This is a genomic window from Falsiroseomonas sp. E2-1-a20, assembly GCF_051433195.1.
Taxonomy (GTDB): Bacteria; Pseudomonadota; Alphaproteobacteria; order Acetobacterales; family Acetobacteraceae; genus Falsiroseomonas.
This window is the reverse complement of record NZ_JBHMFT010000015.1, coordinates 1-25557: the sequence shown is the minus strand read 5'-3', so window position 1 is coordinate 25557 and position 25557 is coordinate 1. Positions and strand designations below refer to the sequence as shown.

Genomic DNA, 25557 nt, shown 5'->3' with positions numbered 1-25557 from the left:
CCGGTTCCTGTGCCGGCCGATCCCGCCGCTCATTTCGTTCTGGACCCGCCCGTGATCCCTCCCCTTCCGACCGACCCCATCGTCCCCGTGATCCTGTGCGGCGGCACCGGCAGCCGGTTGTGGCCGCTATCGCGGGAGGGGTATCCGAAGCAGTTCTGGCCACTCGTCTCGACGGGCGAAACGCCCCGCACGATGCTGCAGGACGCCGCCGAGCGCGCCCGCGGCCCCGGCTTCGCCCCGCCGGTGGTGGTGAGCGGGGAGGCGCATCGCTTCCTGGTGGCCGAGCAGCTGCGCGAGGCCGGCATCGCCGATCCGCGCATCATCCTGGAGCCGGAGGCGCGCAACAGCGCCGCCGCCATCGCCGCCGCCGCCGTGCTGGTCGGCGAGGAACAGCCGGACGCCGTGCTGTGGATCATGGCCGCCGACGCCGCCGTGCAGGACGTGCCGGCGCTGCTGCGCGCGCTGGCCATCGCCGCCGCGGCCGCCCGCACCGGCCGCATCGCCACCTTCGGCATCCGCCCGACCGCGCCCGAGACCGGCTATGGCTACATCGAGGCCGGCGGCCCGCTCGCCGGCGCCGAGGGCGCGAGGGAGATCGCCCGCTTCGTCGAGAAGCCGGATGCGGCCACCGCGGGCGCCTTCCTCGCCGGCGGCCGGCATTTGTGGAACAGCGGCATGTTCGTCGCCACCGCCGGCACGCTTCTGGCGGAATTGCAGGCGCATGCGCCGGAGGTGCTGGCGGCGGCGCGGCATGCGGTGGCGGAGGGCACGCGGGATCTCGGCTTCGTCCGCCTCGGGGCCGGCTTCGCCGCCGCGCCGTCGGTGTCGATCGACACGGCGGTGATGGAGCGCACGGGGCTTGCCGCCGTGGTGCCCTGCGAGCCCGGCTGGTCCGATGTCGGCAGCTGGTCCTCGCTGTGGGAGATCGCGCCGAAGGATGCCGAGGGCAACGCGACCACCGGCCCCACCGCGCTGCTCGGTGCGCGGCGCTGCTACGTGCGGTCGGAGGGCATCCTGACCGCCGTGGTGGGGCTGGAGGACGTGGTGCTGGTGGTGACGGACGACGCGGTGCTGGCCTGCCACCGGGACCGCGCGCAGGACGTCAAGAAGATGGTGGAGCAGCTGAAGGCGGCGCGCCACAAGGAGGCGACGGAACACCGCCGCGTCTACCGCCCCTGGGGCGCCTATGAGGGCGTGGCGCTGGGCGAGCGGTTCCAGGTCAAGCGCATCACGGTGCGGCCCGGCAGCAAGCTGAGCCTGCAGAAGCACTACCACCGGGCGGAGCATTGGGTGGTGGTGGCCGGCACCGCCATCGTCGAGCGGGATGGGGAGCGCATCCTGCTGCGGGAGAACGAGAGCGTGTACATGCCGCTCGGCTGCGTGCACCGGCTGGAGAACCCCGGCATGATCCCGCTGACCCTGATCGAGGTGCAGGCCGGCTCCTACCTCGGCGAGGACGACATCGTCCGCCTGGAAGACACCTACGGCAGGACGTGAACCAGCGTCCATCTGGCACCCGGCGACGGGCGACCCAGATGGAGCGCATGACCCGACGCACATCTCGACGCACCCTGGGCCTCGCCCTCGCCCTGCTGCCCCTGCTGGGACTATCCCCCGCCCGCGCGCAGGAGGGGGAGGTGGTCCGCTCGGAACGCGAGAGCTTCCGGCTGACGACCTTCGCCACCGGCCTGGAACGGCCCTGGGGCGCGGCATTGCTGCCGGACGGAAGGCTGCTGGTGACGGAACGCGTCGGCCGGCTGCGGCTGGTCGGGCGCGACGGCGCGGTCTCCGCCCCCCTGCGCGGCGTGCCGGAGGTCGAGGCGGCAAGCCAGGGCGGGCTGCTGGACGTGGCCGTGGCGCCGGATTTCGACCGGACCCGGGAAGTCTTTCTCTGCCAGGCGATGCTGGTGCAGGGCGGCGCGCTGACCCGGCTGGTGCGCGCCCGCCTGGCCGCGGACGGCACGGCGCTGGAGGCGGTGACGCCGCTGCTGGACGCGACGCCGGCGCAATCCTCCGGCCGCCAGCATTATGGCTGCCGCATCGCCTTCGGGCCGGATGGCCGCCTGTTCCTGTCCACCGGCGACCGCAACGTGGACCGCATGCGCGCCCAGCGCCTGGACGACCTCGCCGGCAAGATTCTGCGGGTGGACCGCGAAGGCCGGCCGCAGCAGGACAATCCGTTCGCCAGCCAGGCCGGAGCGCGGGCGGAGGTGTTCTCCTACGGCCATCGGCATCCGCAGGGGCTGGCCTTCAACCCCTGGACCGGCAGCCTGTGGTCCTCGGAATATGGGCCGCGCGGCGGCGACGAGATCAACATCATCCGCCCGGGTGCCAATTACGGCTGGCCTGTCGTGACGCATGGCGTGAACTACAGCGGCACGCAGATCAGCGACCGCAAGTCGGCACCTGGCATGGTGGACCCGATCCATGTCTGGACCCCGGTGGTCAGCCCCTCCGGCATCGCCTTCTACGACGGCCAGGCGTTTCCCGGCTGGCAGCGGAGCCTGTTCGTGGCCGCGCTGAACGCGCCGGGGCTGGTGCGGCTGACGACGGAGGGCGACCGCGTGGTGGCCGAGGAACGCCTGCTGTTCGACCGCCGCATCCGCATGCGGGATGTGCTGGTGGCGCAGGATGGCGCGGTGCTGGTGCTGACCGACGAGGCCAGCGGCCGCATCCTGCGGCTGGCGCCGCAATAGCAATTCAGTGGTCGTAGTGCAGCCGCAGCTCGTGCCGGCCATCAGGCAGCACCGCCTCCGCCACCCGGTCCGCCGACCGGCGCAGCATCAGCGCGGCGAGGCGGGCGGCGAGCGCTGCATCCTCCGGCTCCTCCAGGCTGGGCGGGGCCCCATCGGCCGGCAGCAACGCCTCGCCCGACCAGCGCAGCACGGCATCGAGGTTGTATTCGTCGAAGCGGGCCGATAGCTCCAGCGTCGCGCGCGGCGCCAGGACCCCGGGCAGGGCGGCGGCGACTTCCTCCAGCGCCGCCTCCAGCCGCGCCACCACCTCCGCCCGCGCGCCCCATTCGGCGCCGGATTGGCGGGCAAAGGCCTGCAACGCCTCCGCGCCCTCCGCCGGCTGCCAGGCCAGGCGGCGCTGGCGGGCCGTGCCGATGCGGAAGGCGGCGACCAGCAGCAGCGCCGCCACCATCGCCAGCACGAGGGAGGAGGAAACCAGCAGACGCAGCCCGGCCGGCATGCCGGAGAAGATCTGCGGCGCCGCGTCGTAGGACAGGCCGATGACCAGCGCGGCGCCCACCACCAGCGTGCGCCGCGCATCCATCAGCCGCTGCGTGACGATGCCCATGCCGGTGGTGACGATGAAGGCCGCGGCGAAGAACAGCGCCGCGCCCAGCACGCCGCGCGGCACCGCCAGCACCACCGCCGCCGAGCCCGGCACCAGCGCCAGGACGATCCACAGCGCCCCCACCGCCAGGGCAACCCGGCGTGCCGCGACCCCGGTGGCGATCGAAAGCCCGACGCTGGCCGTGTAGCTGTTGGTCCCCGGCAGGCCGAGTCCGCCCGCGATGAAGGTGCCGATCCCATCCGCCAGCGCGCCGGCCCGCATCGGCCCGAAGTCAGGGCGGCGCCAGGCCGGGTCGTTCGCCCTCTGGCAGGCCACCACGTCGCCGCAGACCCGCACCAGGCAGGCCAGCGCCCCCATCGCGAAGCCCGGCACCAGCGCCCATTCCAGGCTCGGCACGGCCAGCGGCCAGGCGGGGAGCTGCCAGGCCACCGGCACGGGGAGCAGCGTCCCGCCCGCCAGCATCACCCGCCCCGCATGCGTGCCAAAACCCAGCACCAGCCCGGCCAGCACCGCCACCGGCCGCAGCCGTGGCCCGCCCCAGACGCTGAGGCCGATGATGACGGCCAGGGCCACGGCGGTCGCCGGCCGGTCGTCCGTGCCGCGGTCCAGCCCCGGCCCGAAGCCGAGCATCAGCCGCAGCGCCAGCAGGCCGAGCCCGATGCCGATCATCAGCACCACCAGGCCCACCAGCTCCGTCGGCAGCCAGGGCCGCAGGCGGCGCACGGCGAAGGACAGCAGGATCTGCGTCGTCCCCGCCACCATGGTCAGGGCCGACACGGCGGCGATGCCGCCCTGCTGCGCCGCGAAGAAGCTGGGCGGCAGGTAGATGGCGGTGAACACCGCCGGCAGGAGGTAGCCGGAGCCGATGCCGTGCCGGCCCCAGGCCTGCAACAGCGTGGCGATGCCCAGCGCCAGCATGGCCAGCGACAGGTAGCCGGAGACCGTCGCGCCATCGAGCCCCGCCGTGTCGGCGACCAGCAGCGGGAAGACCAGCGTGACGGAGCCGAGCCCGACATGCTGCAACGCCGCCGGCCACAGCACGCCGGGTGGCGGCGCACTGTGCAGGGGCCAGCGCGGACCCGAACCTGTTTCGATGCTCATTGTATCCTGCACGCGCCGGTTGCGAACTGCATGCAGCAATGTGCCGGCTTACGCCAGGGGAGAACCATCCCGCTTGAGAACCTCGCCCGCCAGGTACAGGCTGCCGCAGACCAGCACCCGCGCGGGCTGGCCCTCCCGTGGCAGCGCCGCCAGCGCCTGTTCCACCGTGCCGCCGGCCCGCGCCGCGCCGCCGCTGGCGGCGACGATGCCCTCGACCGGCATCGCCAGGTGCTGGCCCGGCTCCGCCACCGCCCAGAGGCTGGTCGCGGCCGGGATGATCGGGGCGAGGAATTGCGGCACCTGCTTGCCGGCCTTCATGCCGACCAGCACATGCAGCGCCCGGTCGGCGAAGCTTGCCCGGATGTGCCAACCGACCGCAATGCCGGCCCCGGCATTGTGGCCGCCATCCAGCCACAGCTCCCACCCCTCGGGCAGCATCCTGGCCAGTTCGCCCGTCAGTCGCTGCATGCGCGCGGGCCAGTTGGCGCGGGCGATGCCGGTGCGGATCGCGGCCTCGGTCAGCCAGGGCGGGTTCCAGGCGCGCAACGCGGCGATCGCGATGCCGGCATTGTCCGCCTGGTGCGGCCCCGCGAGGCCGGGCGGCGGCAGGTCGATGCGGCCGGCCGTGTCGCGGTAGGTCAGCGCGCCGTCCGGATGCCGTGCCACATCCCAGTCCCGGCCGCGCGCCAGCAGGGGCGCGCCATGCAAGGCAGCCTCCGCGGCAATGACCGAAAGTGCCTCCGGCGGCTGCGTGCCGGTGGCGCAGGGCACGCTGGGCTTGATGATGCCGGCCTTCTCGCCGGCGATCCCGGCCAGCGAATCGCCGAGGAAATCCATGTGGTCCATGGAGATGCTGGCGATCGCGGTCGCCGCCGGCCGGTCCACCACGTTGGTCGCGTCGAACCGCCCGCCGAGGCCGACCTCCAGCACCAGCAGGTCCGCCGGGACGCTCGCAAAAAGATGCAGGGCGACGGCGGTGGTGACCTCGAACACCGTGATCGGCGCGCCGGCATTCACCCCTTCGACATGCTCCAGCGCCGCGGCCAGCGCGTCCTCGGTCACCAGGCTGCCTGCCAGCCGGATGCGCTCGTGGAAGCGGACCAGGTGCGGGCTGGTGTAGACATGTACGCGCAGCCCCGCGGCTTCCGCGATGGCGCGGAGGAAGGCGCAGGTGCTGCCCTTGCCGTTGGTGCCGGCGACATGCACCACCGGCGGCAGCCGCCGTTCGGGGTGATCGAGCGCCGCCAGGCAGCGTTGCAGGCGGCCGAGGGTGAGGTCGATCAGCTTCGGGTGCAGCGCATGCAGCCGGTCGATGATCGCCTCGCTGCGCGAGGTGGTCGTGCTCACGCCGGCTTCACGACCTCGGCTTCCACGGGTTCCGGTGCCGGCAGGGCGACCAGCTCCTCCACCGGCGCCTCCGGCAGCGTCGGCTCCCGCAGCAGGGAGATGGTGCGCGCCAGCGTATCCCGCATGTCGTGGCGCTTCACCACCATGTCGAGGATGCCGTGCTCCAGCAGGTACTCCGCCCGCTGGAATCCCTCCGGCAGCTTCTCCCGCACCGTCTGCTCGATGACGCGGGCGCCGGCGAAGCCGATCAGCGCGTTGGGCTCGGCGATCTGGATGTCGCCGAGCATGGCGAAGCTGGCGGTGACGCCGCCCGTGGTCGGGTCGCACAGCACCACGATGAAGGGCAGGCCGGCCTCCTTCACCATGCGCGTCGCGATGACGGTGCGCGGCATCTGCATCAGGCTGACCGCGCCTTCCTGCATGCGGGCGCCACCGGAGGCCGTGAAGACGATCAGCGGGCTGTCCTGCAGCACGGCGAGTTTTCCGGCCGTCACCAGCGCTTCGCCGACGGCCGCGCCCATGGATCCTGCCATGAAGCTGAATTCGAAGGCCGCCACCACGGCACGGCGGCCGAGGATGTTGCCCTGCGCCACCAGCACGGCATCGTCCATGCCGGCCTTCTGCTGCGCCTCCTTCAACCGGTCCGCGTACTTGCGCTGGTCGCGGAAGCGCAACGGGTCGGTCGGCACCTTCGGCAGCTCGATCCGCGACCAGCCCTCGTCCAGCGTCGCCTTCACCCGGCCGGCGGCGGACAGCCGCATGTGGTGGCCGCAATGGGTGCAGACATGCAGGTTCCGCTCCAGGTCGCGGTGGAAGATCATCTGCTCGCAGGCCGGGCATTTGTGCCAGAGGTTGTCCGGCACCTCCCGCGGCTGGCCGAACAGCGCCTTCACCTTCGGCAGCGCCCAGTCGCTGATCCAATTCATGGCTCGAAACCCTCACGCACCGCCGCAAACCGACCGGAGGTAGGGGCAACAGGGGCCGCGGCGCAAGGGCCGGGCCGAAGCTCCGTCAACCGCATCGATAGACCAGATATATCATGCGGCTGGGGAAAACCCTGCTAGGGTGATCGAAACAAGACGCACCAGGGGGAAACGCCGCGATGAACCTGCGCGACCTGCGCTACGCGCTCGCCGTCGCGGAGCACCGGCACTTCGGCCGCGCCGCCGAGCTTTGCCACATCAGCCAGCCCACGCTCTCCACCCAGCTCCGCAAGCTGGAGGAGGAACTCGGCGTGGTGCTGTTCGAACGCACCAACAAATCCGTCGCCGCCACCCCCGCCGGCGAAGCCCTCCTCGCCCATGCCCGCGCCGCGGTGGACGCCGCGGACGCCATGCTGGCGCTGGCCCAGGCCTCCCGCGACCCGCTGCGCGGCCGGCTCCGCCTCGGCATCATCCCGACCCTCGCCCCCTACCTGCTGCCGCTGGTCTTCGGCCCGCTGCGCGACGCGCTGCCCGACCTGGTGGTGGAACCCTGGGAGGACGTCACCACCGCGCTGCTCGACCGCCTGCGCACCCACGACCTCGACGCCGCCCTGCTCGCCACCGCACCGGAGACACCCGAGCTCGAATCCCACGAGCTGTTCACCGAACCCTTCCTCGCCGCCCTGCCGCCCGACCACCGCCTGGCCGCGCAGGACCGCATCCGCGAGGAAGACCTGGCCCCCGACGTGCTGGTGCTGGCCGACGGACACTGCCTGCGCGACCAGGCCCTGGCCGCCTGCGGCCAACCCGGCCTCCGCGCCGGGGCGCTGCGCGCCTCCAGCCTGGCAACCCTGATGAACATGGTCGCCGCCGGCTACGGCACCACCCTCATCCCCGGCCTCGCCGCTGGGGTCGCCCGCGACGCCGGCATCACCCTCCGCCCGCTGACCAACAACACCGGTCGCCAGATCAACCTGACCTTCCGCGCCACCTTCCCCCGCCGCACCACCCTCGACGCCATCACCACCCTGGTCCGCACCCGCCTGAGCCGGTTCGCCGAAGCCGCGGCGGACGGCGAGGTCTAGGGTCCTTGGCGGGCGTGGTCGGCGCGGGTGGCTCGCGGGGGGCTACTGCCCCTCGGCGGGAGGGTGCAGGGAGCGTGGAGCCCCCTTCACCGAACTCGCATCCAATAGAGTCTCTGCTCCTGCCAAGGTTGGGTCGAGGGTTCGAATCCCTTCGCCCGCAGCAGTGGCAACCGGATTCCAACCTTCTCTGGGCGGTGGGCGCTCAAGCGCCGTGGCCATGAGGCTGCGCAGACGCTGGGTGCATCGCGCGCTGCGCAGGACGAAAGGCAGGTCTCCACCGCTCGGCTGCGAGCCACGGTGTTGTCCGATCACCCCGCCTGCCTTGGCGTCCGACCGCCGGCGTGATTCGTATCGGCGCGTCATCGCCGGCCTGGCGCCTGCGCCCCGCTTTCGACCAGCCGCCGCAGCGCGTCGTCGTCCCAAGCCTCGCATGCGAGCAGCGCGCGATACGGGTCTCCCTCAAGCCCCAGCACCGCCGCGAAGGCGGGCTCGGTCTTCATGCCCTGCCGCCGCCGATCCATCACGCGATCTCGCAGCGCCGTGCCGCCAATCCGCAGCAGCCTGGCCTCGATGCGAGCATGCCGCCAGGCCATCTGCTGTTCGACCGGTTCGGCGGCGGCGAAGATCTCGATATCCCAGCCGCTGGCCTGGAAGCGCGCCACCAGCGGGCGGTATGTGCCGCGCCATTGCCACAACGCGAACTCCGGCCAGCCGGAGCACAGCGGCCAGACCACTGCGAGGAACGCATCGGAATCCGGCGCGTGGCAGAGGATGTCGAGGTCGCTGCCTGGCAGGTCGAGCCCGAGCGCTGGCGTGCCGGCGACCCGCGGATCGAAGGTATCGAGCCGCCGCGCCGGATCAAGGTACCGCAAGACCTCCTGCCATGGTAGCCGCGCACCCATCCGCGCCCGCGTCTCTGCCAAGTCCCACCTCGCGTTGCATGAGGGCGATACACGCTTCCTCGAAGGTTTCGCGGCGCGCCGCGACCCGGGCCTGGATGCCCTCGGTCGCGACATGGCGCAAACGGTTGGTGCCATCGCTGACGGCGGCCAGGATCACCTCCGCCACCTCCTCGGATCTGCCCACACTGGCCGGGTCCACATCGCGTGGTCCGTCCAGAGTGTCGCAACCCGGTCGAATTACGAATCAACCCGCCCCTCCAGCCCCGCCGGCTCGCATCGAAGGTGCTTCTAGACCGAAGCCAACTCCTGTGATTCGGACCGGGCTTCGACGATGCTGCGCAGTCGGCCAGCGTGCCTGGCCGGGGGCATCCCAAAGATGCGGGTGTAGTCGCGACTGAATTGCGAAGGGCTGCCGTATCCGACGCTGAAGCCCGCGCTTGCGGCGTCCATGGCATCGCCGACTATGAGCCGCTGCGCCTCATGCATACGCAGATGCGTACGGAACTCAAGCGGACTCATCGACGTGATCGCTTTGAAATGGGCGTGGAAGGTGGAGCGGCTCATACCCGCCATCTCGGCCAATTTCTCGATCGGACAGGCCTCCCGAAAATGCGTTCTGATCCAGACGATGGCGCGGGCAATCTGGTTGAGGCGGCTGTCGGCGTGCGCCATCTGCCGGATCGTGGCGCCTCTGTCGCCGGCCAGAAGGCGATAGAGGATTTCGCGGATTGTCAGCGGCGCAAGCGCCTCAATGTCGTCCGGCGTGTCCAGCAGGCCCACGAGCCGGGTCGCGGCGTCGAGCAGCGCGGGCGTCGTCCGGTTCAGCGCAATCCCAACAGGAAGGCGCTCCGCCTCGAGGCGGGTTGCGGGATAGCGGATCGCGAACTCTCCGAGCGCCGTCATGTCGAGGTCGAGACGCAGACAGAGATAGGGCCGCTCCACGCTCGCCTCGATCACCGATCCCATGACTGGCAGGCCCACCGACGCGATCAGATCCCATAGCCGCCATAGACATGCAGCATGGTCGGCGCCGGGCCGGTGATGTCGGCGCGGCGGAGGAGGAACATCGGCACCCGCGTGCCGTCCTTCGAGGCGTAGAAGCGCTGATCCACGACGATGCGCGGGTCTATGGCAACTTCAGCCTTCGCCCATATCGTGCTGACGTTGGCGGAAACGTCGTAGCGGTGGATCGTGGTCGGTGAATTGAAGCTGGTGAAGGTGAAGAACGCCTCGTTGTCGGCAAGGCGGCCGCGGAACCCGCCGGCGGTGCCGATGCCGGGCAGCGCCACCGCACCGTCGGGCGTGCCGTCGAGCCGATACGGTCTCACTTCGGTCTTTGCATCCACCATGTAGGAGACCACGAGCCGGCCGCCGAGCAAGACCGCATCGCTCAGCGTGCCGTCCTGCTCGGGGACAAGCTCCACGAAATCCGCATCGGCGGCAGCCAGATCAAAAGTGACGATCCTGCTGCGCGCGGCACCTTGCTGCGTGGCCAGGATGACAGTCGTGCCGATGCACCCGATCACGACCCAGAAGTGATCGAAATTCGGAACGAGCGTGCGCGACGGCCAGCCGGGGCGCGTGAGATCGACGATCGTGGGTGTGCTTCCGTTCGACCCGGGGGACGAGAAGATCGCCGCGTGGCGGCCATCGTCGGTCCATGTCACGACGTGCACCAGGTGCGGATGGTCGGGCGTCGCATGGACGACGCGGTCGTTTGCCTGCGCTGTTCCGAGCGCATGAAAATAAACGGCATGACCGCATACCGGCGCCGCGGATGGGGTATTGTCGGCGGGAGCGGGAAAACCTGAGTAGAAGATGCCTGAGCTTCGTCCAGGCGATGGTCGTGAACCGCGCCCGGGCGATCTCGTCCTCCAGCAACGCGCCGGTCGCGACATCGAGCACGCGGATCGTGCGCCAGTCGCTGCCGGACTCCTGCACCCCGAAAGCGACAAGCCTGCCGTCATCGGAGGGTGACCATTCCGCGAGCGCGGTCGTGCCGTCGCTCGACCACGCATTGGGGTCGATCAGCACATGATCAGGCCCGTCCGCCCCCTCACGCATGATGAGCACGGCCTGGTTCTCAAGTCCGGCGTTCCGCGTGAAGAAGTAGCGTCCGCCCCGCTGCTGCGGCGCGCTGAGCCGCTCGTGATCGAACAGGCTGGTCAGCCGCGCGTGGAACGACGCGCGGGCGGGCAGCGTTGCCAGATAGGCACGGGCGGTGCGGTCCTGGGCGGCCATCCAGGCGGCCACCTCGCGGTCGCGGCGCGCGTCGTTCTCGAGCCAGCGGTAGGGGTCGGCAATCCGGTGGCCGAAACGCTCCTCCACGACATCGCTGCGCCGCGTGTGCGGATAGCTGATCGCGGGCATGGCGGCCTCCACTGTCTGGCCCTGGGCCATGCGAATGGGAGAAGGGCGTGACAGCGCGGTGACGAGGGCGGTGCCGAGCATGCCGGACAGCAAGGCACGGCGGCGCGATGCGGGAAGGTCCTGCATTGTCACGGACTGACCGGGATGCGCGCGATCACCGACGCCGGCCGCGGTCTGGAGGGAGGAACTTCCAAGCATTGCATCTGCCTTCGCTTCGTTGAGTTTCCCACGGCCGCACGACGCCGCGGTCGAACCGCGCCTCGGTCAGCCTGAATCGCCGCCCTTCTCCCTCCCGAAGGTTGCGTGAACATGGAGCGTCCCGCCGTACCGGCGAAAAACGCGGGCTGTCAGATCCTGCACTGCGCATTGAAAGCGGCCGTTTTGGATGCGCCACAGCGGACAACGCCCAGTTCGCCCTGCGCGATGGTCCCGCCCGCCGGAGCGGAACGGATCGCCACCCGGCCATCATGCTGGGCAACGACCTCGGCCACGCGATTGAGACCCAGGCCGCTGCCCTTGGATTGCAGCCGCAACCTGCAGAACGGCTTGAAGACGCGCTTGCGCTCCTTGGGTAGAATGCCCGGCCCGTCCTCCTCGACTTCGAGCGTCCTGCCGATGCCGCGCAGGACGACATGCTGCCCACCGTGATCCATGGCGTTGCGCAGCAGGTTCATCAATCCACGCTCCAGCGCCGCCGCATCTTCACGGCAGGTTGCGCCTGGACAGCAAGGCACGGCAGCGCGATGCGGGCAGGTCACGCATCGTCACGGAGTGACCGGAACGCGCGCGATCACCTTGATTTCGAAATCGAAGCCGGCGATCCAGGTGGTGCCGATCGCGGTCCAAGCCGGGTGTGGTGGTTCGGGGAAATGCTGGTTCTTCACTTTCAGCACTGTCTCGATCTGCGCCTGCGGGTCGGTGTGAAAGCTGGTCACGTCGAGGACGTCATCGAAGCCGCATCCGGCCGATCCGAGCGCCGCCCGGAGGTTCGCGAAGGCGCGCTGCACCTGGTGCTCGAAGTCGGGCTCGGGACTGCCATCGTCGCGGCTGCCGACCTGGCCTGATACGAACAGCAGGTCGCCCGATCGGACTGCGGCCGAGTAGCGATGCTTCTCGTAGAGGGCATGGCGGTCGGGTGGAAAGAAGGCTTGGCGTTGCGTCATGAGATTGCTCCATCGTCGTTGGTTGGATGTGCGCGCTCGAAGGGTCAAGCCTTCCTCGTAGCCATCACGCTCGCCGCATGTGTCGCGTCTGGCGCAATCAGTGGGTTCTGATCCTAGGTCTTGCGTTCTGCGAGCCATGAACCATGGACCCGGCGGGAACCCAGGCGGGGATCTCGATCGCGGCGACCGGTCCCGCTGCTATCCGCGTGGCATCGAGAATCCAGAGTTCGGCTTGTCGCGTCCGCAGATCGGTGACGTAGGTGAGGAGCCAACCAGGATCCTCGCCCCCGCCCGTCGGGTCGGCCGCGAAGCACGGCTTGCCGGCGTAGACGCCCATCAGCAAGGGGAGATGCTGGCGCTCTCCGGTTGAGAGATCGTATTTGGCAATACCACAGGTCTGCGTGCTTCCCCCGGGGAACGAGCACGCGTACGAGTAACGGCTCTCACGCCCCGTGTAGGCCAGGTTCATCGTCGGGAACTCGGTGACGAGGTCGTCCATGATCTCATTGCGGGCCGTGCGCCGCGCCGGATCGATCGTCCAGCGCGAGCGGTAGCAACCACCGACCGGCATCGCACCATGCGGCGCAGACCCATTGATGAAGTCGCTGGCCGACCCCCACGAAGGCTCGTCCATGAAGGGGCCCTCAATGACGATCCGGCCACCCTCATCCTCCCAGGAGTTCGCGAGATGCATGGAGACGTGCGGATCGACGTCGATCCAGACCGGCGGTTCACCTCCGGAACGATCACGCTTCATGACACCGATGCGCCCGCGATAGCCGCGGTCGAATTCATAGGGAAACGCGAGACCGTTCCGGAGGTTGAGGACGAGCGAGCCATCGAACCAGATGACATGGTCCTTCGTGATCGCGAAGCGCGAAGCTCGTCGTCTCGTCCATGACCGGCGTGAAATGGCCGGTCATGAAGGCGGGCAGCCTGTCGCGGTCCACGGGCCCACTCGCGGCCGGCGCCTCGAAGGTGAGGATGGATGATGCGACGGTGGCTGCTGCAAGGCCGCTTGCCATGCGCAGGACGTCGCGGCGGGTGGCGTTCATCGGATTGATCCTTTCGTCGCCCGGACGTACGCGCGGCGGCGCTCGATCTTTGCCAGAAGGACGAGGCTTGCGATGAGCACGAGCGCACCGTTGAAGAGATGATTGACAAGGAGCGGCGAGCCACCCCCGCCGGCCAGCACGAACTGTACGAGCGTGAGGACGGCGAGAAATCCCGCCCACCAGCCGAAGCCGCGCAGACGACGCACGGCGAGTACGCCGAGAAGCAGCACCAGGACGGGGAGCGCGAGAAGCGAGCCGAGCATGGCATGCGAGGAGAAATCGCTTCCTCCGAACAGCGCTTGTCCGGCCAGGAGGAACTGAGCCAGGATCCCGGCGGGCATGAGCCAGCCGCTTGCGGTGAACCACAATGGCGTGCCGCGCTCGAGGTCGCGCAGGGTGTCGTGGACCTGCTTCATCACGCGGCCCCCGCAACGCTGGGCGACGCCGCAAAGCGGGAAAGCGCGTCGCGATAGTTCCGCCCGGCATCCGCAAGAGCCGCCGCGTCCATGCAGGCGGTACCGTGCAGGAGGAACGTGTCCCGCCAGTCCATCGCACAACGGTTCATGGTGGCGCGGAGCGGCGCGAGAAGCTCGGCAACCGTAAAGCGGTTGCGCCCTTCCCGCCGATAGGTGGCCGCGGCGGCGCCCATTGTCACCACGATCATGACGGGCGTTCCGGACAGACCGGCGCCCTCCGTATCCGGGTGGATATAGGCCATCCGGGTGAGCACCTTGTCCTGCCAGTCCTTCATCACTGCGGGGGTCGAGTACCACTGCATCGGGAACTGAAGGACGATGCGCTCGGCGGCGAGAAGCCTGGCTGCTTCGCGTTCGCCATCGCGATCCATTTCGATGCCCTGCGGGTAGAGGGCGGTCATGTCGGCGATCCGGACATCGCGCAGGCCGCTGGCGGCGCTCGCCAGCGCCGCATTGACGCGGGACCGAGGCGGGTCGGGGTGAAAGAGGAGGATCAAGGTCATATGCGGCGGTTCAACTCTTTGGATCTGGCCGCAAAGGATCGGTTCGGGTTCGTCCGATGCGGGCAGAGCGGACAATGACCCCGCCAGAAGAATCCTTCCGATCAATTATCGAACTATCCCATTATCCGCTTCATGAATTTACGAGCGGTCGATCTCAACCTCCTGGTCGTTCTGGACGCGCTTCTCGACGAAGGGCATGTCGGCCGCTCCGGCGATCGCGTAGGGCTTTCGCAGCCTGCGACCTCCGCGGCGCTTCAACGCTGCCGCCATCTCTTCCGGGATGATCTCCTGGAGAGACGTCGCGGGATGATGCGCCTGACGCCGAAGGCCGAAATGTTGATTGCCGCTGAGAACTGACCCGGTTTTCGGAGTGAACCCCTGCGGCTGGACCACTTGGCACTCTGGAACTGATACGCTGGCCGGACCTTTAATCAGGCGAAGGTCATGTCGTCCCGAGGCCCCTACCGGCGTCATTCGCCGCAGTTCAGGCTTCAGCTGTGCCAGGACATCCGCAGCGGCGCCATCGGCCGCCGCGATGCGGCCAGGCACCACAACCTGTCAACCAGTCTGCTTCAGCTCTGGCTGACCCAGTACGACCGTGGAGAGCTCAGCAGCGAGGAGGCAGAGGCCTCTATCGTTGCCGAGTACGAGGCAAGGATCGCCGCGCTGGAGCGCAAGGTCGGTCAGCTCACCATGGAGCTGGACCTGGCAAAAAAACGCCGCGCCTGCGCCTCGTGAGCGACAACGAAACATCATCGATCATCACCGGCCCCAGGCCTGCTCCATCCGAAGGGGGTGCCAAGTGATCGAGTTACCGCGCAGCAGCTACTACTATCGGGCTCAGGCAGGCGCTGCCGCACTGGCGGACAACGAGTTGGAGGAGCTCACCGGCACCATCCAAGATGAGCTCCCCGGGTACGGCTACCGCAGAGTGACGCGTGAACTCCGGCGCCGTGGCCATGTGGTCAACCACAAGCGCATCGCTCGTGTGATGCGGGCAAAGGGCATGGGGATCAAGCCGCGGCGGCGCCATGTTCGCACCACTGACAGCAAGCATGACGATCCGGTCTCCCCAACCTGTACCGCAACGTCATTCCCACACAGCCGAACCAGGTGTGGGTCGGCGACTTCACCTACATTCGTATCGCTTCGGGATTTTGCTACCTGGCTGTCATCCCGGACGCGTGTAGCCGCAAGGTGGTCGGCTACGCCATCTCGCGCACCATCGACACCAGCCTGGCGCTGGCTGCCTTGCGATCGGCAGCAGAGACCGGCCATCCTCCTGCTGGATGCATCTTCCACACCGACCGCGGGTGTCAGTACGCGAGTGAGGCGTACCGCCGGGCCCTGGCGGACGCTGGGCTCCGAGGCTCGATGAATTCCGTCGGCAACCCGTACCACAACGCGCAGGCCGAGAGCTTCATGAAGACGCTCAAGGTCGAGGAGGTCTACATAAGCGGCTACGAGACGTTCCAGGACGTAGCGGCGCGTTTGCCGCGGTTCATCGAGGAGGTCTACAACGCCAGGCGCCTTCACTCGGCGCTCGGCTACCGATCACCCGACGAGTTCGAATACCAATTGGTCCGGCACGTGGCCTACTTCTGACCCAGGGTGTCCAGCCGCAGGGGTTCACTCCAGGCGCACACGGTGGTCTGACTCAAAATCCGTAGAGACCCGCCGGGTTCTCAACCAGGATGCGGTGCAGCGTCGCCGCAGCCCCGGCCCAATCGGCCAGCCGGGCCAGCGCGCGCGCATCATCCACCGCCAGGAAGGGGTGCACCGCATCCGGCGCCAGGCCCGGCCGCACGCCGGAATGCGGGAAGTCGGAGGCCCAGACAACCCGCGCCGGATTGGCCGCGACCAGGGCGCGGGCGATCGGCGCCATGTCGGCCAGGTCCGGCGCCGTGGACAGGCGATGCGCGGCGGAGAGCTTCACATGCGCGCAGCCCTGCCGCAGCAGGTCGAGCAGCGCCGCGAAGCCCGGCTGGCCGGTCCCGCCGGCACCCTGCGCCCGGCCGAAATGGTCCACCACCACGCCGCAGGGCAGGGCCGCGATGTCCTCGGCCAGCGCCGCGATCACCGGCAGTTCCGTATAGACCTGCACATGCCAGCCGAGCGGCGCCACCCGTGCCGCGGCTTCCGCCAGCATGGCGCGCGCCGCGCCGGGATCGGCACGCCCGGCGGTGTGCAGGTTGATCCGCACGCCGCGCACACCAGCCGCGCGCAGCCGGTGCAGGGTGGCATCTTCCGTCGCGGCGTCAATCACCGCGATGCCGCGGGCGCGGGTGGGGCCGAGTTCGGCCAGGGCGCGTTCCATGCCCGCATTGTCGGTTCCGTAGGTGCTGGGCTGCACCAGGACCACGCGGTCCAGCCCCAGCCCATCCAGGTGGGCGCGCAGCCCGGCGGCGGTCATCACCCCCGGCGTATAGCTGCGGGCGGGGTCGAGGACATGGCCTTCCTCGAAGACATGGGTGTGGCAGTCGCAGGCGCCTGCCGGCAGGGATCGGGTGCTCATGCGCACAGGCTTACCGTGGCGGCGGGCGGCGTCCAGATACGGATCGCGGTGGTTTCCATCAACCGGCTTTATGCCCTAGCCTCCCGCCCATGAATCTGCGGCAGTTCGAGGTGTTCCACGCCATCATGCGGACCGGCACCGTCACCGGCGCCGCGCGGCTGCTGAATGTGACGCAGCCTTCCGTCAGCACCGTGCTGAAGCATCTGGAGGCGCAGCTGCGCTTCCGCCTGTTCAACCGCATCGGCGGCCGGCTGCAGCCGACGCCGGAGGCGCAGGCGCTGCTGCCGGACATCGACGCGGTGTTCAGCCGCCTGGCCGCGGTGCAGCGGCTGACGCAGGACCTGGCGGGCGGGCGGCTGGGCACGCTGTCCGTCGCCGCGGCCTTCCCGATCGCCAATGGCTACATGGCCCGCGCGGTGGCGAGCTTCCTGACCGGCCGGCCCGGCATGCGCGTGGCGCTGCAATCGCTGACCAGCCCGCAGGTGGTGGACCGGGTGGCGAGCCGGGAGGTGGAGCTGGGCGTGGTGCATGAACCGGTCGGCAGCACGGAGGTGGATACCGAGCTGCTGCTCCGCAGCGCGCTGGCCGCCGTGCTGCCCGCGGAACACCCCCTGGCACGGCTGGAGTGCATTCCCCTGGCGGCGCTGGCCGACCAGCCCATCATCACCTACCTGCCGCAGAACCTGTTCCGCTTCCATGTGGACAAGGCGCTGGCGGAGGCCGGCATCTCGCCGCGCATCGTGGCGCAGGTCACCGTCTCTCTGACAGGCATCATGCTGGCCCAGCACGGTGCCGGCATCGCGCTGGTCGAGCCGTTGATGCTGCGAAGCCTGGATTTCCCCGGCCTGGTGGCGCGCCCGCTGGACCCGCCGGCCGCCTTCGAGACGGTGCTGATCCGCCCCCGCGGCACGCCGGATTCCACCGTGCTGGCGCGCTTCGTGGCGCATCTGCGGAACGTGCTGCGGACCGAGGGCCTGCTGCCGGCCGGCCATTGATGTGATCAATACCCCGCGCAAGGCTTACTATTGGACGCGGGCATCGGGCTGGAGGACCATTTGCGCCAGGCAAACGCGGATGAGGAAACCCGGGCATGGACATCGCCGCCCCTCGCTATGACACCAACTGGCCCTCGATCCGGGACGAGGTGAGCGCCACCGAATGGCAGGCGCGCTGCGACCTGGCCGCCTGCTACCGGCTGATCGACGCCTACGGCATGACGGACCTTATCTACAATCACATCACGCTCCGCATTCCCGGCACGGAGCATCTGCTGATCAACCTGTACGGGCTGCTGTACAAGGAGATCACGGCGACCTCGCTCGTGAAGATCGATGTCGAGGGCAATATCCTGTGGAAGCCGGATACCGACTACGGCATCAACAAATCCGGCTACGTGATCCACGGCGCCATCCACAAGGCGCGGCCGGATGTGGCGGCGGTGATCCACACCCATACCCGCGCCGGCATGGCGGTGGCGGCGATGAAGTGCGGGCTGCTGCCGCTCAGCCAGACCTCCATCCGCTTCGTCGGCCACCTCGGCTACCACGACTACGAAGGCCCGGCGGTGGACCTGTCCGAGCGCGAGCGCATCGTCGCCGACCTCGGCCCGCATGATGCGCTGGTGTTCCGCAACCATGGGCTGCTGACCTGCGGCGCGACGCTGCCGCAGGCCTTCAACACCATGTACCAGCTGGAGATGTCCTGCCGCGCCCAGGTGGATGCGATGAATTCGCGCACCGACCTGCTGGTGCCGGACGAGGCAACGCTGGCCAAGACCGCGCATCTGTACCAGCCTGGCGCGCGCCGCCCCTACGGCGTGCTGGAATGGCACGCCATGCTGCGGCGGCTGGACGCCGAGCAGGGCAATTCCGGCTACCCGCCCTACGCGATCTGAGTTTCTGCAATCCGCCGCAGAGCGGATTCACGGGAGGAGATGCATATGAACCCGATCATCGGGCGACGCCTGCTGCTGGGCGCCACCGCTTCCCTGCCCGCGATGAGCGCGGTCCGGGCGCAGGGCAGCTGGCCGGACCGGCCGGTCCGCTTCGTCGTGCCCTTCGCCGCCGGCGGCAACACCGACGTGCTGGCGCGCCTTTACGCCGCGCATATCGGGCCGAAGCTCGGCCAGCCCATCGTGGTGGAAAACCGCAGCGGCGCGGCCGGTGCGATCGGGACGGAGGCCGTCATCCGGTCCCGCGCCGATGGCTACAGCTTCCTCATCGGCAGCCCCGGCTCCATCGTCAACAGCCCGCTGCTGATGGCGAACAAGCGCTTCGACCCGATCACGGAACTCACCTTCGTCGCCATGTTCGGTCAGGTGCCGATGGTGATCATCGTCAACCCGTCCCTGCCGGTCCGCACGCTGCCGGAGCTTGTGACCTTCTCGAAGTCGCGGCCTGCGGGCGTGACGATCGGCACCTCGGGCATCGGCGGCGCCAACCACCTGCCTCTGGAATTGTTCAAGGCGGAGACCGGCGCCAACCTGGTGCATGTGCCCTATCGCGGCGGCGGCGCCACGCTGCCGGATTTCGTCGCCGGCAATGTCGATGGCATCCTGATCGAGCTGTCCAGCGTGCTCGACCTGCACCGCGATGGGCGCGGCCGCATCCTCGGCATCGCAGCCCCGCAGCGCTCGGCCCAGGTGCCGGAGGTGCCGACCTTCATCGAGGCGGGCTACAAGGACTTCCTCGCCGCCTCCTTCGTCGGGCTGTTCGCGCCCGTGGGCACGCCGGCCCCGATCCTCGACCGCATGCAGACCCTGATCGGCGAGGCGGCGCAGGATTCGGATATTCGCGGGCGGCTCGATTCCTTCAGCGTGACGCCGCCGACGCCGGAGGAACTCACCACCGACCACCTCGCCCGCTTCCTGCAGGGCGAACTGGCCAAGGCCCGCCGCGCCATCGATATCGCCGGCCTTGAGCCGACATGAGCGGCATGCAGCTGGTTCCCGCCGAGACCTGCCGCGGGCAGATCACCTCCATCCTCACCGCCTGGGGGATGGCGGCGGAGACGGTGCGGATCACGGCGGAGGTGATGATCGAGACCGACCTCGCCGGCGTCGACAGCCACGGCATCTCGATGCTGATGGATTACGACGAAAGCCGCCGCAAGGGCCGGCTGAACCTGCAGGCGCAGCCGCGCATCATGCGGGAGAACCCGGTGACGGCGCTGGTCGATGCCGATGCGGGTCTTGGCCATCCGGCCGCGGTCTTCGGCATGAAGCTGGCGATGGCCAAGGCGAAGGTTGCCGGCGTCGGGGTGGTGACGGTGCGGAATTCTCACCATTTCGGCGCCGCCGGCTACTACGCGGCGCTGGCCCCGGCGGAGGGGCTGGTCGGCATGGTCACCAGCGCGACGCGCAGCATCTCCGTCGTGCCGACGCGGGGCTCCATTCCGCTGCTCGGCACCAACCCGCTTGCCTTCGCCGCGCCGGCCGGGCGCAACCCGCCCTTCCGGCTGGACATGGCAACCAGCAGCTGCGCCAGCAACAAGGTCAAGGTGCACGACCTGCAGGGCAAGCCCCTGCCCGCCGGCTGGGTGCTGGACGAGACCGGTAAACCGGTGACCGATGCGGCGGAGGCTTGGCACCGGCTGCGGGTGACGCATCAGGGCGGGCTGACACCCCTCGGCGGCACGCCGGACATGGCGAGCCACAAGGGCTACGGCCTGGCGATGATGGTGCATATCCTGGGCGGCGTGCTGTCCGGCGCCAGCTTCTCGCCGATCCGCAACCGCACGCAGCGGCCGGAGGATCCCGACAATCTCGGCCATTTCTTCATGGCGATCGATCCGGACTGCTTCCGCGAGGACGGCGAATTCGAGGCCGACCTGGACGCGGCGATCGACGTGCTGCACGCGACGCCGCCCGCCGACCCGGCGAAGCCCGTGCTGGTGGCCGGCGAGCCGGAGGTCGCCAGCCGCGCCCGGCGCCTGGCGGAGGGAATCCCGATTCCCGCGAGCCTGGCGCGACAGTTGCGCGATGTCTGCGACCGCGCCGGGGTGCCGTGCCTGATGCCGTGACTTGCCCATAAGAAGAAAAAGGGAGGCAATGACAATGAACATCACACGACGCGCCTTCGGTGGTCTCGCCGCCGCGGGGCTGGCCGCGCCGGCCCTGGCGCAGGCGGATTTCCCCAGCCAGACGGTGCGCATCATCGTGCCCTTCGCGCCTGGCGGCGCCACCGATATCGTCGGGCGCATCCTGGCACCCGGCATGCAGGAAGCCTTCGGCGGCCGCACCGTGCTGATCGAGAATCGCGGCGGCGCGGCCGGCATCATCGGCGCGGAGGCGCTGCTGGCCGCGCCCAAGGATGGCCACACCATGGCGCTGTTCACCATCACCAACGCCGTGCTGAATGCCGGGCTGATGCGCGACCCGCGGCTGGACCCCCGCACCGCCTTCACCCCCGTCTCCCTGGTGGCGACGCTGCCGATGGTGCTGACCGTGGGCAAGCATGTGCGGGCCAACACGCTGCAAGAACTGGTTGGCGTGATGAAGGAAGCGCCGGGCCGCCTGACCTATGGCTCGGCCGGTGCCGGCAGCATCAACCATCTCGGCGCGCATCTGTTCAACCTCCGCACGGGGACGGAGGCGGTGCATGTGCCCTATCGCGGCGCCGGGCTGGTCTATGCGGACCTGATCGCCGGCAATGTCGATTGGCTGGTGGAGGGCATCGCCTCCCAGGCGCCGCATGTACGCTCGGGCAATGTCCGCGCGCTGGCGGTGCTGGCGCGGGAACGCAATCCGGCGCTGCCCGATGTGCCGACCGCCATCGAGCAGGGTTTCGAGGATTTCGAGATCATGAACATCATGGGCGTCTTCGCCGCCTCTGGCACGCCGGCCCCGGCCATCGCCCGGCTGGAAGGCGCCATCCGCACCGCCGTCGCCAAGCCGGAACTGGCGCGCCGGCTGCGGGAATCAGGTGCCGAGCCGGCGGGCAGCACGACGGCGGACTTCCAGCGCTTCTGGGAACAGCAGCTGGCGCTGTGGCTGCCGGTGGTCGAAGCCTCCGGCGTGCGGCTGGATTGAGGAGGGCGAGTGATGCAATGGCAGGGCGGCGGCTGGCTTGTCGACATCGTCGTGCCGGGCTTTCCCGGCAAGGCGACGCAGCATGGTGGCCTGGGCTGGAGCACGATCGTGCTGCTGCGCGGCCATGGCCGGGTCGTGGTGCTGGATGGCGGCGGCTTCGGCCAGCGGCGCACGCTGGTCGAGGCGCTGGCGAAACACGGCGTGGCACCGGCCGATGTGACGGACCTGCTGCTGAGCCATTCGCATCACGACCATGCGGTGAACTGGCCGCTGTTCCGCCACGCCCGCATCGCCATCGGGCGCAAGGAAATGGCCTGGGCGCTGGGCGTGGAATGGGGCACCACGCCGGTGCCCGAACACACCATCCTGGCGCTGTCCACCTGGCCGACGCTCCGCCTGATCGATGAGGGCGAGACGGTGCTGCCCGGCATCACCGCGCAGCTCGCGCCTGGCCACACGCCGGGGCACCTGATCTTCGTCATCCAGGGCGAGGACCAGGACTGCGTGCTGTTGCAGGATGCCGTGAAGAACCGCGTGGAGCTGACCACGCGGCGCACCGACATGACCTATGACGCCGCGATCAGCCGCGCCACGGTGGAGATGGTGTGGGAGATCTGCCGCACCCGGCCGGGCTGCCTGCTGATCCCGGGCCACGACCTGCCGATGGTGGTGGAGAATGGCGTGCCACGGCCGATCGGACGGCAGACCGCCGGCATCAAGGCCTGGTTCGGCGACAGCCTGGAGGAGATGACGCGCTTCGAGCTGGCGCCGCCGGAATAGCCCAGCCTCAGCGCGCCGAGGCGAGGATGCGCCGGGCGCGGCGCAGGATGGGCTCATCCACCACGCGGCCATCCAACTGGCTCTGAAGCTCCTATAGCGGTCAAGTGGTGGCTGGAGCTGTTTTCGTCGGGCCGTACGGCCGGCAGAGACCCCTGTGTTTGTCGCCGTTGCCGTGGCACGCGCCGACGCCGCCCGGCTTTCACGCCGACTTCGAGACGCCCGCGGCGGCCGAACAGGAGGATCTTCGGCGCATCACCATCCTGCGCAGGGTTGGCGGCGCTGATCATCTCGCCCTTGCGGAGCGCCTGGCCGACGGCAACTTCCACGAACAGGAGCCCACTTTGGCATCATCTCGCTACATGCGGGTGGCGCGCATCCGGCTGCTCAGCACCGCTGCGCAGTTGCTGGAGGTGAAGCAGGGCCTCGACGGGCTCTTCTTCGTGACGCTTGTGCCGCAGGGTTGTTCATTCTCGAAGACGATCTGCACAACGTTGATCCAGGAGATCTGCGCGACCGCTTCCGCGCCCATCTGAGCCGCGCCGGGATCGCCGATACGAACGGCTTGATCATCGGGCATCTCGAGGCCGCCTACTGCCGGCAGAAGCGCACAGGCCGACTCGGCTACGCCTTCCACATTCATCTTGTCTGCGATGAGAACGCGCGCGCGGTGATCGAAACCCCTCGGGGTGTCCGAAGCTTGAAGCCGAAGTTGCCCGATTTGCGGCAGCCTGTGCGGGTCGAGCCGATGAAGGAGCATGATCTGCGGCACGTGCTCGGCTACTGCTTCATGGCCTTCTGGCGCAGCCGCTCCATTGCGGAAGACCCCGAAGGCATTGACGACGTCGCGCTGCCGCGCGGCGGTCGATTGCCAGACGAGGCCGCTGGCCGCGAATGGCTCTGGCGCGACCAGCAAAGCCTCGCCGACATGTCCATCGTGGTGGGCACCCGGGCGATGTCTCCCGCATTTCACTATCCGCTGCCCCCCCTTGATTTTCAGCGGGTTGCGTCCGCCCCTTGTCGCTTCAAGCGAAAATTTTGACGTCCTAGGGTTCCGCCGCGACATGGTGAATAGCGCGGTTCGCGTTAGATCGCGTCGGCATTCGACAGCGCCGCGCGAAGCCGTTCGGAACCTTCCATGGTGATGTCGGGCATGGCGGGCCAAATGCCGCTCGCCTGGCTCCGCTCAGCCACGCCAGCAGGACATCCGGGCAGGTCGGGCAGGACGTGCGTGAAGGTGCCTGTGATCTCCGCTGATGTTGGCCTCTGCACCCCTTTGCATCTGCATGACAGCGGCGCATTGCACAGGGCTAGGCGCCTCCGCCATCTTTCACCTCGCCCACCGACTACTGACCTCGGAATGACCTCATGTCCAAGACCCATCCCGTAACGCCGCTGATGGCCTGGGCCACGCTGATCCTGGCCTTCTGCCAGCCGATTGCGGCCAGCTTGCCGTGGCTTGGAATCGGCCAACCGATTGGGACCATGTCGGCCGCAAGCCTGACTGGCGTGACCCCGGCCTCCTATGCTTTCTCGATCTGGGGGCCGATCTTTGCCCTTTCGCTGGTCTGGGCAGTGCGCCAAGCACTACCGTCGATGGCGGTCGACCCGGTGACGATGCGACTGCGCCTGCCACTGGCGCTGGCTTTCGCGATGAACTGCCTGTGGATGACCGTCGCGCAATTCACCGCCAATGGCTTCCATTTGGTGCTGATCCTGGCTGCCATCGTTGCCTGCGCCATCTGGGCATTCCTGCCTGAGGCACGGCGCCTGCCCGAGGGTTGGTTCTCCCGTTGGGTGATGCGGCCGTTCCTTGGACTTTTTGCCGGCTGGGTGACAGCGGCGGTCTTCGTGAACCTGGCAGGTGCGGCGAAGGTCTCTGGGCTGGACCCCGACCCTTGGCTGTCCGCGCTGATCATTCTGGCTGCGGGAGGGATGGCGGCGGGGATGCTCCGGGCGGGGCGCGGCGACCCCTGGTATCTGCTGGCCGCGGGCTGGGGGCTGGTCGCGGTGCTGCTGGGCAACCTCGGCATGGCCGCTGTGGGGGATGTGTCATACCGGCTCGAGCTGGTGCCGGCGGTGGCAGCGGGCCTCGCCCTGGCAGCGGTCTTGGCAAGCGGTTTCGGCATCTGGCGCAAGGGCGGTATGACCGCCTGAGTGCCGGGCCACGCGCGGTCGTGGACGGTGGCCCTCTTCAGGGGGGGCTTTGCCCACTCTCAACGAGCATCCTCCCAGAAGCTCGCCTTTTCAGGAGGGAGAAGTCGGGCTCGCGCGGGGCGCGACAATGGGACCGACTGGCCACACGACTGATCCAACTCGGCAACCGGGCAGTCATCAGCGGCGCGCTGATAGCCTTGGACAGGGACACCAGCGATGCGCTGCTGACGGCGATCCGGCGCACTGAACCGCCCCGGGTTGGCCGGAGGCTTTTGGGCTTGGGTCACGCCGCCAGCGGCAGGTTCTCCTGGGCGGCATAGTAGCGCGCCTCGGCCTCGGCGGGAGAGATGTTCCCGATCGGCTCGAGGAGGCGCTGCGTGTTGAACCATGCCACCCATTCGAGGGTGGCGAACTCCACCGCGTCGAGGGAGCGCCAGGGTCCGCGGCGGAAGTCCCTGTCGCCGACGACCATCGTGATGTTTAGTCACCCACCCTCCCGCGGCACCAGGTGAGCGGATGTGGACACAGTCACGCCCGGCCCATGGAAAGACGGTCTGGCCTCCATCACCACCATGCAGTGGAACAGGCCAGCCAAGGACGTCATCGCCTGGAAGCTCTGCACCGGCATGGCCGCCAGCGATGTCACCGCGACGCCGGAGATGGCGCTCACCGCCTCAGGCTGCACCCAGGCCCGCGTGCGGCACCGACCGCGCCTGCTGTCCGACAACGGGCCCTGCTACATCGCGGGTGATCTCGCCGAATGGCTCGCCAACAACGCCATGGGTCATATCCGCGGCGTGCCCTGCCATCCGCAAACCCAGGGCAACATCGAGCGCTGGCACCAAACCCTG

The 25557-nt window shown here is 69.0% G+C and carries 28 protein-coding genes and 4 pseudogenes; 17 read left to right on the top strand and 15 right to left on the bottom strand.

The genetic code is table 11. The annotated features are described in order from the left end of the window. Positions 1-54: 54 nt before the first annotated feature. Positions 55-1497 carry a mannose-1-phosphate guanylyltransferase/mannose-6-phosphate isomerase gene (locus tag ACFHPP_RS18265; protein WP_437164762.1) on the top strand — a complete coding sequence of 481 codons (1443 nt, stop codon included), beginning with the start codon at positions 55-57 and terminating at the stop codon, positions 1495-1497. Between the two features lie 47 nt (positions 1498-1544). Beyond that, positions 1545-2696 carry a PQQ-dependent sugar dehydrogenase gene (locus ACFHPP_RS18260; protein ID WP_437164664.1) on the top strand — a complete coding sequence of 384 codons (1152 nt, stop codon included), beginning with the start codon at positions 1545-1547 and terminating at the stop codon, positions 2694-2696. A gap of 4 nt (positions 2697-2700) precedes the next feature. On the opposite strand, the gene ACFHPP_RS18255 is transcribed toward ACFHPP_RS18260, so the two are convergent. The 3 genes from ACFHPP_RS18255 to accD are packed head-to-tail and all read right to left on the bottom strand — an operon-like array spanning position 2701 to position 6677. Continuing rightward, positions 2701-4404 (bottom strand): solute carrier family 23 protein, encoded by a 1704-nt coding sequence (locus ACFHPP_RS18255; RefSeq protein WP_437164663.1) that lies wholly within the window; start codon positions 4402-4404, stop codon positions 2701-2703. A 48-nt stretch (positions 4405-4452) separates the two neighbouring features. After that, positions 4453-5751 carry a bifunctional folylpolyglutamate synthase/dihydrofolate synthase gene (locus ACFHPP_RS18250; RefSeq protein ID WP_437164662.1) on the bottom strand — a complete coding sequence of 433 codons (1299 nt, stop codon included), beginning with the start codon at positions 5749-5751 and terminating at the stop codon, positions 4453-4455. Beyond that, positions 5748-6677 (bottom strand): acetyl-CoA carboxylase, carboxyltransferase subunit beta, encoded by a 930-nt coding sequence (gene accD, locus ACFHPP_RS18245; RefSeq protein WP_437164661.1) that lies wholly within the window; start codon positions 6675-6677, stop codon positions 5748-5750. The genes ACFHPP_RS18250 and accD overlap by 4 nt, the downstream gene beginning before the upstream one ends. Positions 6678-6853: 176 nt before the next feature. Between accD and ACFHPP_RS18240 the strand changes: the two genes are divergently transcribed. Further along, positions 6854-7759 (top strand): LysR substrate-binding domain-containing protein, encoded by a 906-nt coding sequence (locus ACFHPP_RS18240; RefSeq protein WP_437164660.1) that lies wholly within the window; start codon positions 6854-6856, stop codon positions 7757-7759. A gap of 359 nt (positions 7760-8118) precedes the next feature. Here the strand turns inward: ACFHPP_RS18240 and ACFHPP_RS18235 are convergent, their stop codons facing one another. The 10 genes and pseudogenes from ACFHPP_RS18235 to ACFHPP_RS18190 all read right to left on the bottom strand — a co-directional run bounded on the left by ACFHPP_RS18235 (position 8119) and on the right by ACFHPP_RS18190 (position 14228). Then, a complete protein-coding gene (locus ACFHPP_RS18235; RefSeq protein ID WP_437164659.1) occupies positions 8119-8631 on the bottom strand; it encodes a DUF4269 domain-containing protein in 513 nt (170 codons plus the stop codon). After that, complete coding sequence (locus tag ACFHPP_RS18230; RefSeq protein ID WP_437164658.1) at positions 8618-8818, bottom strand: hypothetical protein; 201 nt, start codon at positions 8816-8818, stop codon at positions 8618-8620. The genes ACFHPP_RS18235 and ACFHPP_RS18230 overlap by 14 nt, the downstream gene beginning before the upstream one ends. A gap of 131 nt (positions 8819-8949) precedes the next feature. Then, entirely contained in the window at positions 8950-9627 is a 678-nt protein-coding gene (locus ACFHPP_RS18225) for an AraC family transcriptional regulator N-terminal domain-containing protein (RefSeq protein ID WP_437164657.1), read from the bottom strand. Positions 9628-9650: 23 nt separating this feature from the next. Further along, positions 9651-11031, bottom strand: a pseudogene (locus ACFHPP_RS18220) (hypothetical protein). A gap of 347 nt (positions 11032-11378) precedes the next feature. After that, the gene (locus tag ACFHPP_RS18215) at positions 11379-11765 is read right to left on the bottom strand and encodes a sensor histidine kinase (RefSeq protein ID WP_437164761.1); all 387 of its coding nucleotides are present in this window, start codon (positions 11763-11765) and stop codon (positions 11379-11381) included. A 30-nt stretch (positions 11766-11795) separates the two neighbouring features. Then, complete coding sequence (locus ACFHPP_RS18210; RefSeq protein ID WP_437164656.1) at positions 11796-12194, bottom strand: RidA family protein; 399 nt, start codon at positions 12192-12194, stop codon at positions 11796-11798. 97 nt (positions 12195-12291) lie between these two features. Beyond that, entirely contained in the window at positions 12292-13044 is a 753-nt protein-coding gene (locus tag ACFHPP_RS18205; RefSeq protein WP_437164760.1) for a carotenoid oxygenase family protein, read from the bottom strand. Further along, on the bottom strand, positions 12986-13249 hold the full coding sequence (locus tag ACFHPP_RS18200; protein ID WP_437164655.1) for a hypothetical protein: 264 nt from the start codon (positions 13247-13249) through the stop codon (positions 12986-12988). Before ACFHPP_RS18200 ends, ACFHPP_RS18205 begins: the two co-directional genes overlap by 59 nt. Next, on the bottom strand, positions 13246-13665 hold the full coding sequence (locus ACFHPP_RS18195) for a DUF6220 domain-containing protein (RefSeq protein WP_437164654.1): 420 nt from the start codon (positions 13663-13665) through the stop codon (positions 13246-13248). The genes ACFHPP_RS18200 and ACFHPP_RS18195 overlap by 4 nt, the downstream gene beginning before the upstream one ends. Beyond that, positions 13665-14228 (bottom strand): NAD(P)H-dependent oxidoreductase, encoded by a 564-nt coding sequence (locus ACFHPP_RS18190; protein ID WP_437164653.1) that lies wholly within the window; start codon positions 14226-14228, stop codon positions 13665-13667. The genes ACFHPP_RS18195 and ACFHPP_RS18190 overlap by 1 nt, the downstream gene beginning before the upstream one ends. Before the next feature lie 132 nt (positions 14229-14360). On the opposite strand from ACFHPP_RS18190, the gene ACFHPP_RS18185 reads away from it, so the two are divergent. From ACFHPP_RS18185 to ACFHPP_RS18170, 4 genes and pseudogenes are all read left to right on the top strand, one after another. Then, on the top strand, positions 14361-14585 hold the full coding sequence (locus ACFHPP_RS18185) for a helix-turn-helix domain-containing protein (protein WP_437164652.1): 225 nt from the start codon (positions 14361-14363) through the stop codon (positions 14583-14585). Positions 14586-14672: 87 nt separating this feature from the next. Further along, complete coding sequence (locus ACFHPP_RS18180; protein ID WP_437164651.1) at positions 14673-14966, top strand: transposase; 294 nt, start codon at positions 14673-14675, stop codon at positions 14964-14966. 64 nt (positions 14967-15030) lie between these two features. Then, positions 15031-15249 (top strand): annotated as a pseudogene (locus ACFHPP_RS18175) (IS3 family transposase); the annotation flags it as partial. 56 nt (positions 15250-15305) lie between these two features. Next, the gene (locus ACFHPP_RS18170; protein WP_437164759.1) at positions 15306-15833 is read left to right on the top strand and encodes an IS3 family transposase; all 528 of its coding nucleotides are present in this window, start codon (positions 15306-15308) and stop codon (positions 15831-15833) included. 52 nt (positions 15834-15885) lie between these two features. Here ACFHPP_RS18170 and ACFHPP_RS18165 read toward each other — a convergent pair whose 3' ends face one another. Further along, positions 15886-16743, bottom strand: coding sequence for an amidohydrolase family protein (locus tag ACFHPP_RS18165; RefSeq protein ID WP_437164650.1), 858 nt, complete (start codon positions 16741-16743; stop codon positions 15886-15888). An 89-nt stretch (positions 16744-16832) separates the two neighbouring features. Here ACFHPP_RS18165 and ACFHPP_RS18160 point away from each other — a divergent pair, with 89 nt between their 5' ends. The 9 genes from ACFHPP_RS18160 (at position 16833) to ACFHPP_RS18120 (ending at position 24706) form a co-directional block, all read left to right on the top strand. After that, positions 16833-17738 (top strand): LysR family transcriptional regulator, encoded by a 906-nt coding sequence (locus ACFHPP_RS18160; protein WP_437164649.1) that lies wholly within the window; start codon positions 16833-16835, stop codon positions 17736-17738. Positions 17739-17833: 95 nt separating this feature from the next. After that, positions 17834-18637 (top strand): class II aldolase/adducin family protein, encoded by an 804-nt coding sequence (locus ACFHPP_RS18155; RefSeq protein ID WP_437164648.1) that lies wholly within the window; start codon positions 17834-17836, stop codon positions 18635-18637. A gap of 45 nt (positions 18638-18682) precedes the next feature. Next, positions 18683-19672 (top strand): Bug family tripartite tricarboxylate transporter substrate binding protein, encoded by a 990-nt coding sequence (locus ACFHPP_RS18150; protein WP_437164647.1) that lies wholly within the window; start codon positions 18683-18685, stop codon positions 19670-19672. Next, the gene (locus ACFHPP_RS18145; RefSeq protein ID WP_437164646.1) at positions 19669-20763 is read left to right on the top strand and encodes an Ldh family oxidoreductase; all 1095 of its coding nucleotides are present in this window, start codon (positions 19669-19671) and stop codon (positions 20761-20763) included. The genes ACFHPP_RS18150 and ACFHPP_RS18145 overlap by 4 nt, the downstream gene beginning before the upstream one ends. Positions 20764-20797: 34 nt before the next feature. Beyond that, a complete protein-coding gene (locus ACFHPP_RS18140) occupies positions 20798-21772 on the top strand; it encodes a Bug family tripartite tricarboxylate transporter substrate binding protein (protein WP_437164645.1) in 975 nt (324 codons plus the stop codon). 12 nt (positions 21773-21784) lie between these two features. Next, positions 21785-22552: an MBL fold metallo-hydrolase gene (locus tag ACFHPP_RS18135; RefSeq protein WP_437164644.1), complete on the top strand. Its 768-nt coding sequence runs from the start codon at positions 21785-21787 to the stop codon at positions 22550-22552. A 158-nt stretch (positions 22553-22710) separates the two neighbouring features. Continuing rightward, positions 22711-23085, top strand: coding sequence for a hypothetical protein (locus ACFHPP_RS18130; RefSeq protein WP_437164643.1), 375 nt, complete (start codon positions 22711-22713; stop codon positions 23083-23085). Beyond that, on the top strand, positions 23013-23591 hold the full coding sequence (locus ACFHPP_RS18125; RefSeq protein ID WP_437164642.1) for a hypothetical protein: 579 nt from the start codon (positions 23013-23015) through the stop codon (positions 23589-23591). Before ACFHPP_RS18130 ends, ACFHPP_RS18125 begins: the two co-directional genes overlap by 73 nt. Positions 23592-23917: 326 nt before the next feature. Beyond that, complete coding sequence (locus tag ACFHPP_RS18120) at positions 23918-24706, top strand: hypothetical protein (protein ID WP_437164641.1); 789 nt, start codon at positions 23918-23920, stop codon at positions 24704-24706. Positions 24707-24989: 283 nt separating this feature from the next. Here ACFHPP_RS18120 and ACFHPP_RS18115 read toward each other — a convergent pair. Then, positions 24990-25154: pseudogene (locus ACFHPP_RS18115) on the bottom strand (IS3 family transposase); the annotation flags it as partial. A gap of 151 nt (positions 25155-25305) precedes the next feature. Between ACFHPP_RS18115 and ACFHPP_RS18110 the strand changes: the two are divergent. Beyond that, a pseudogene (locus ACFHPP_RS18110) lies at positions 25306-25557 on the top strand (IS3 family transposase); the annotation flags it as partial.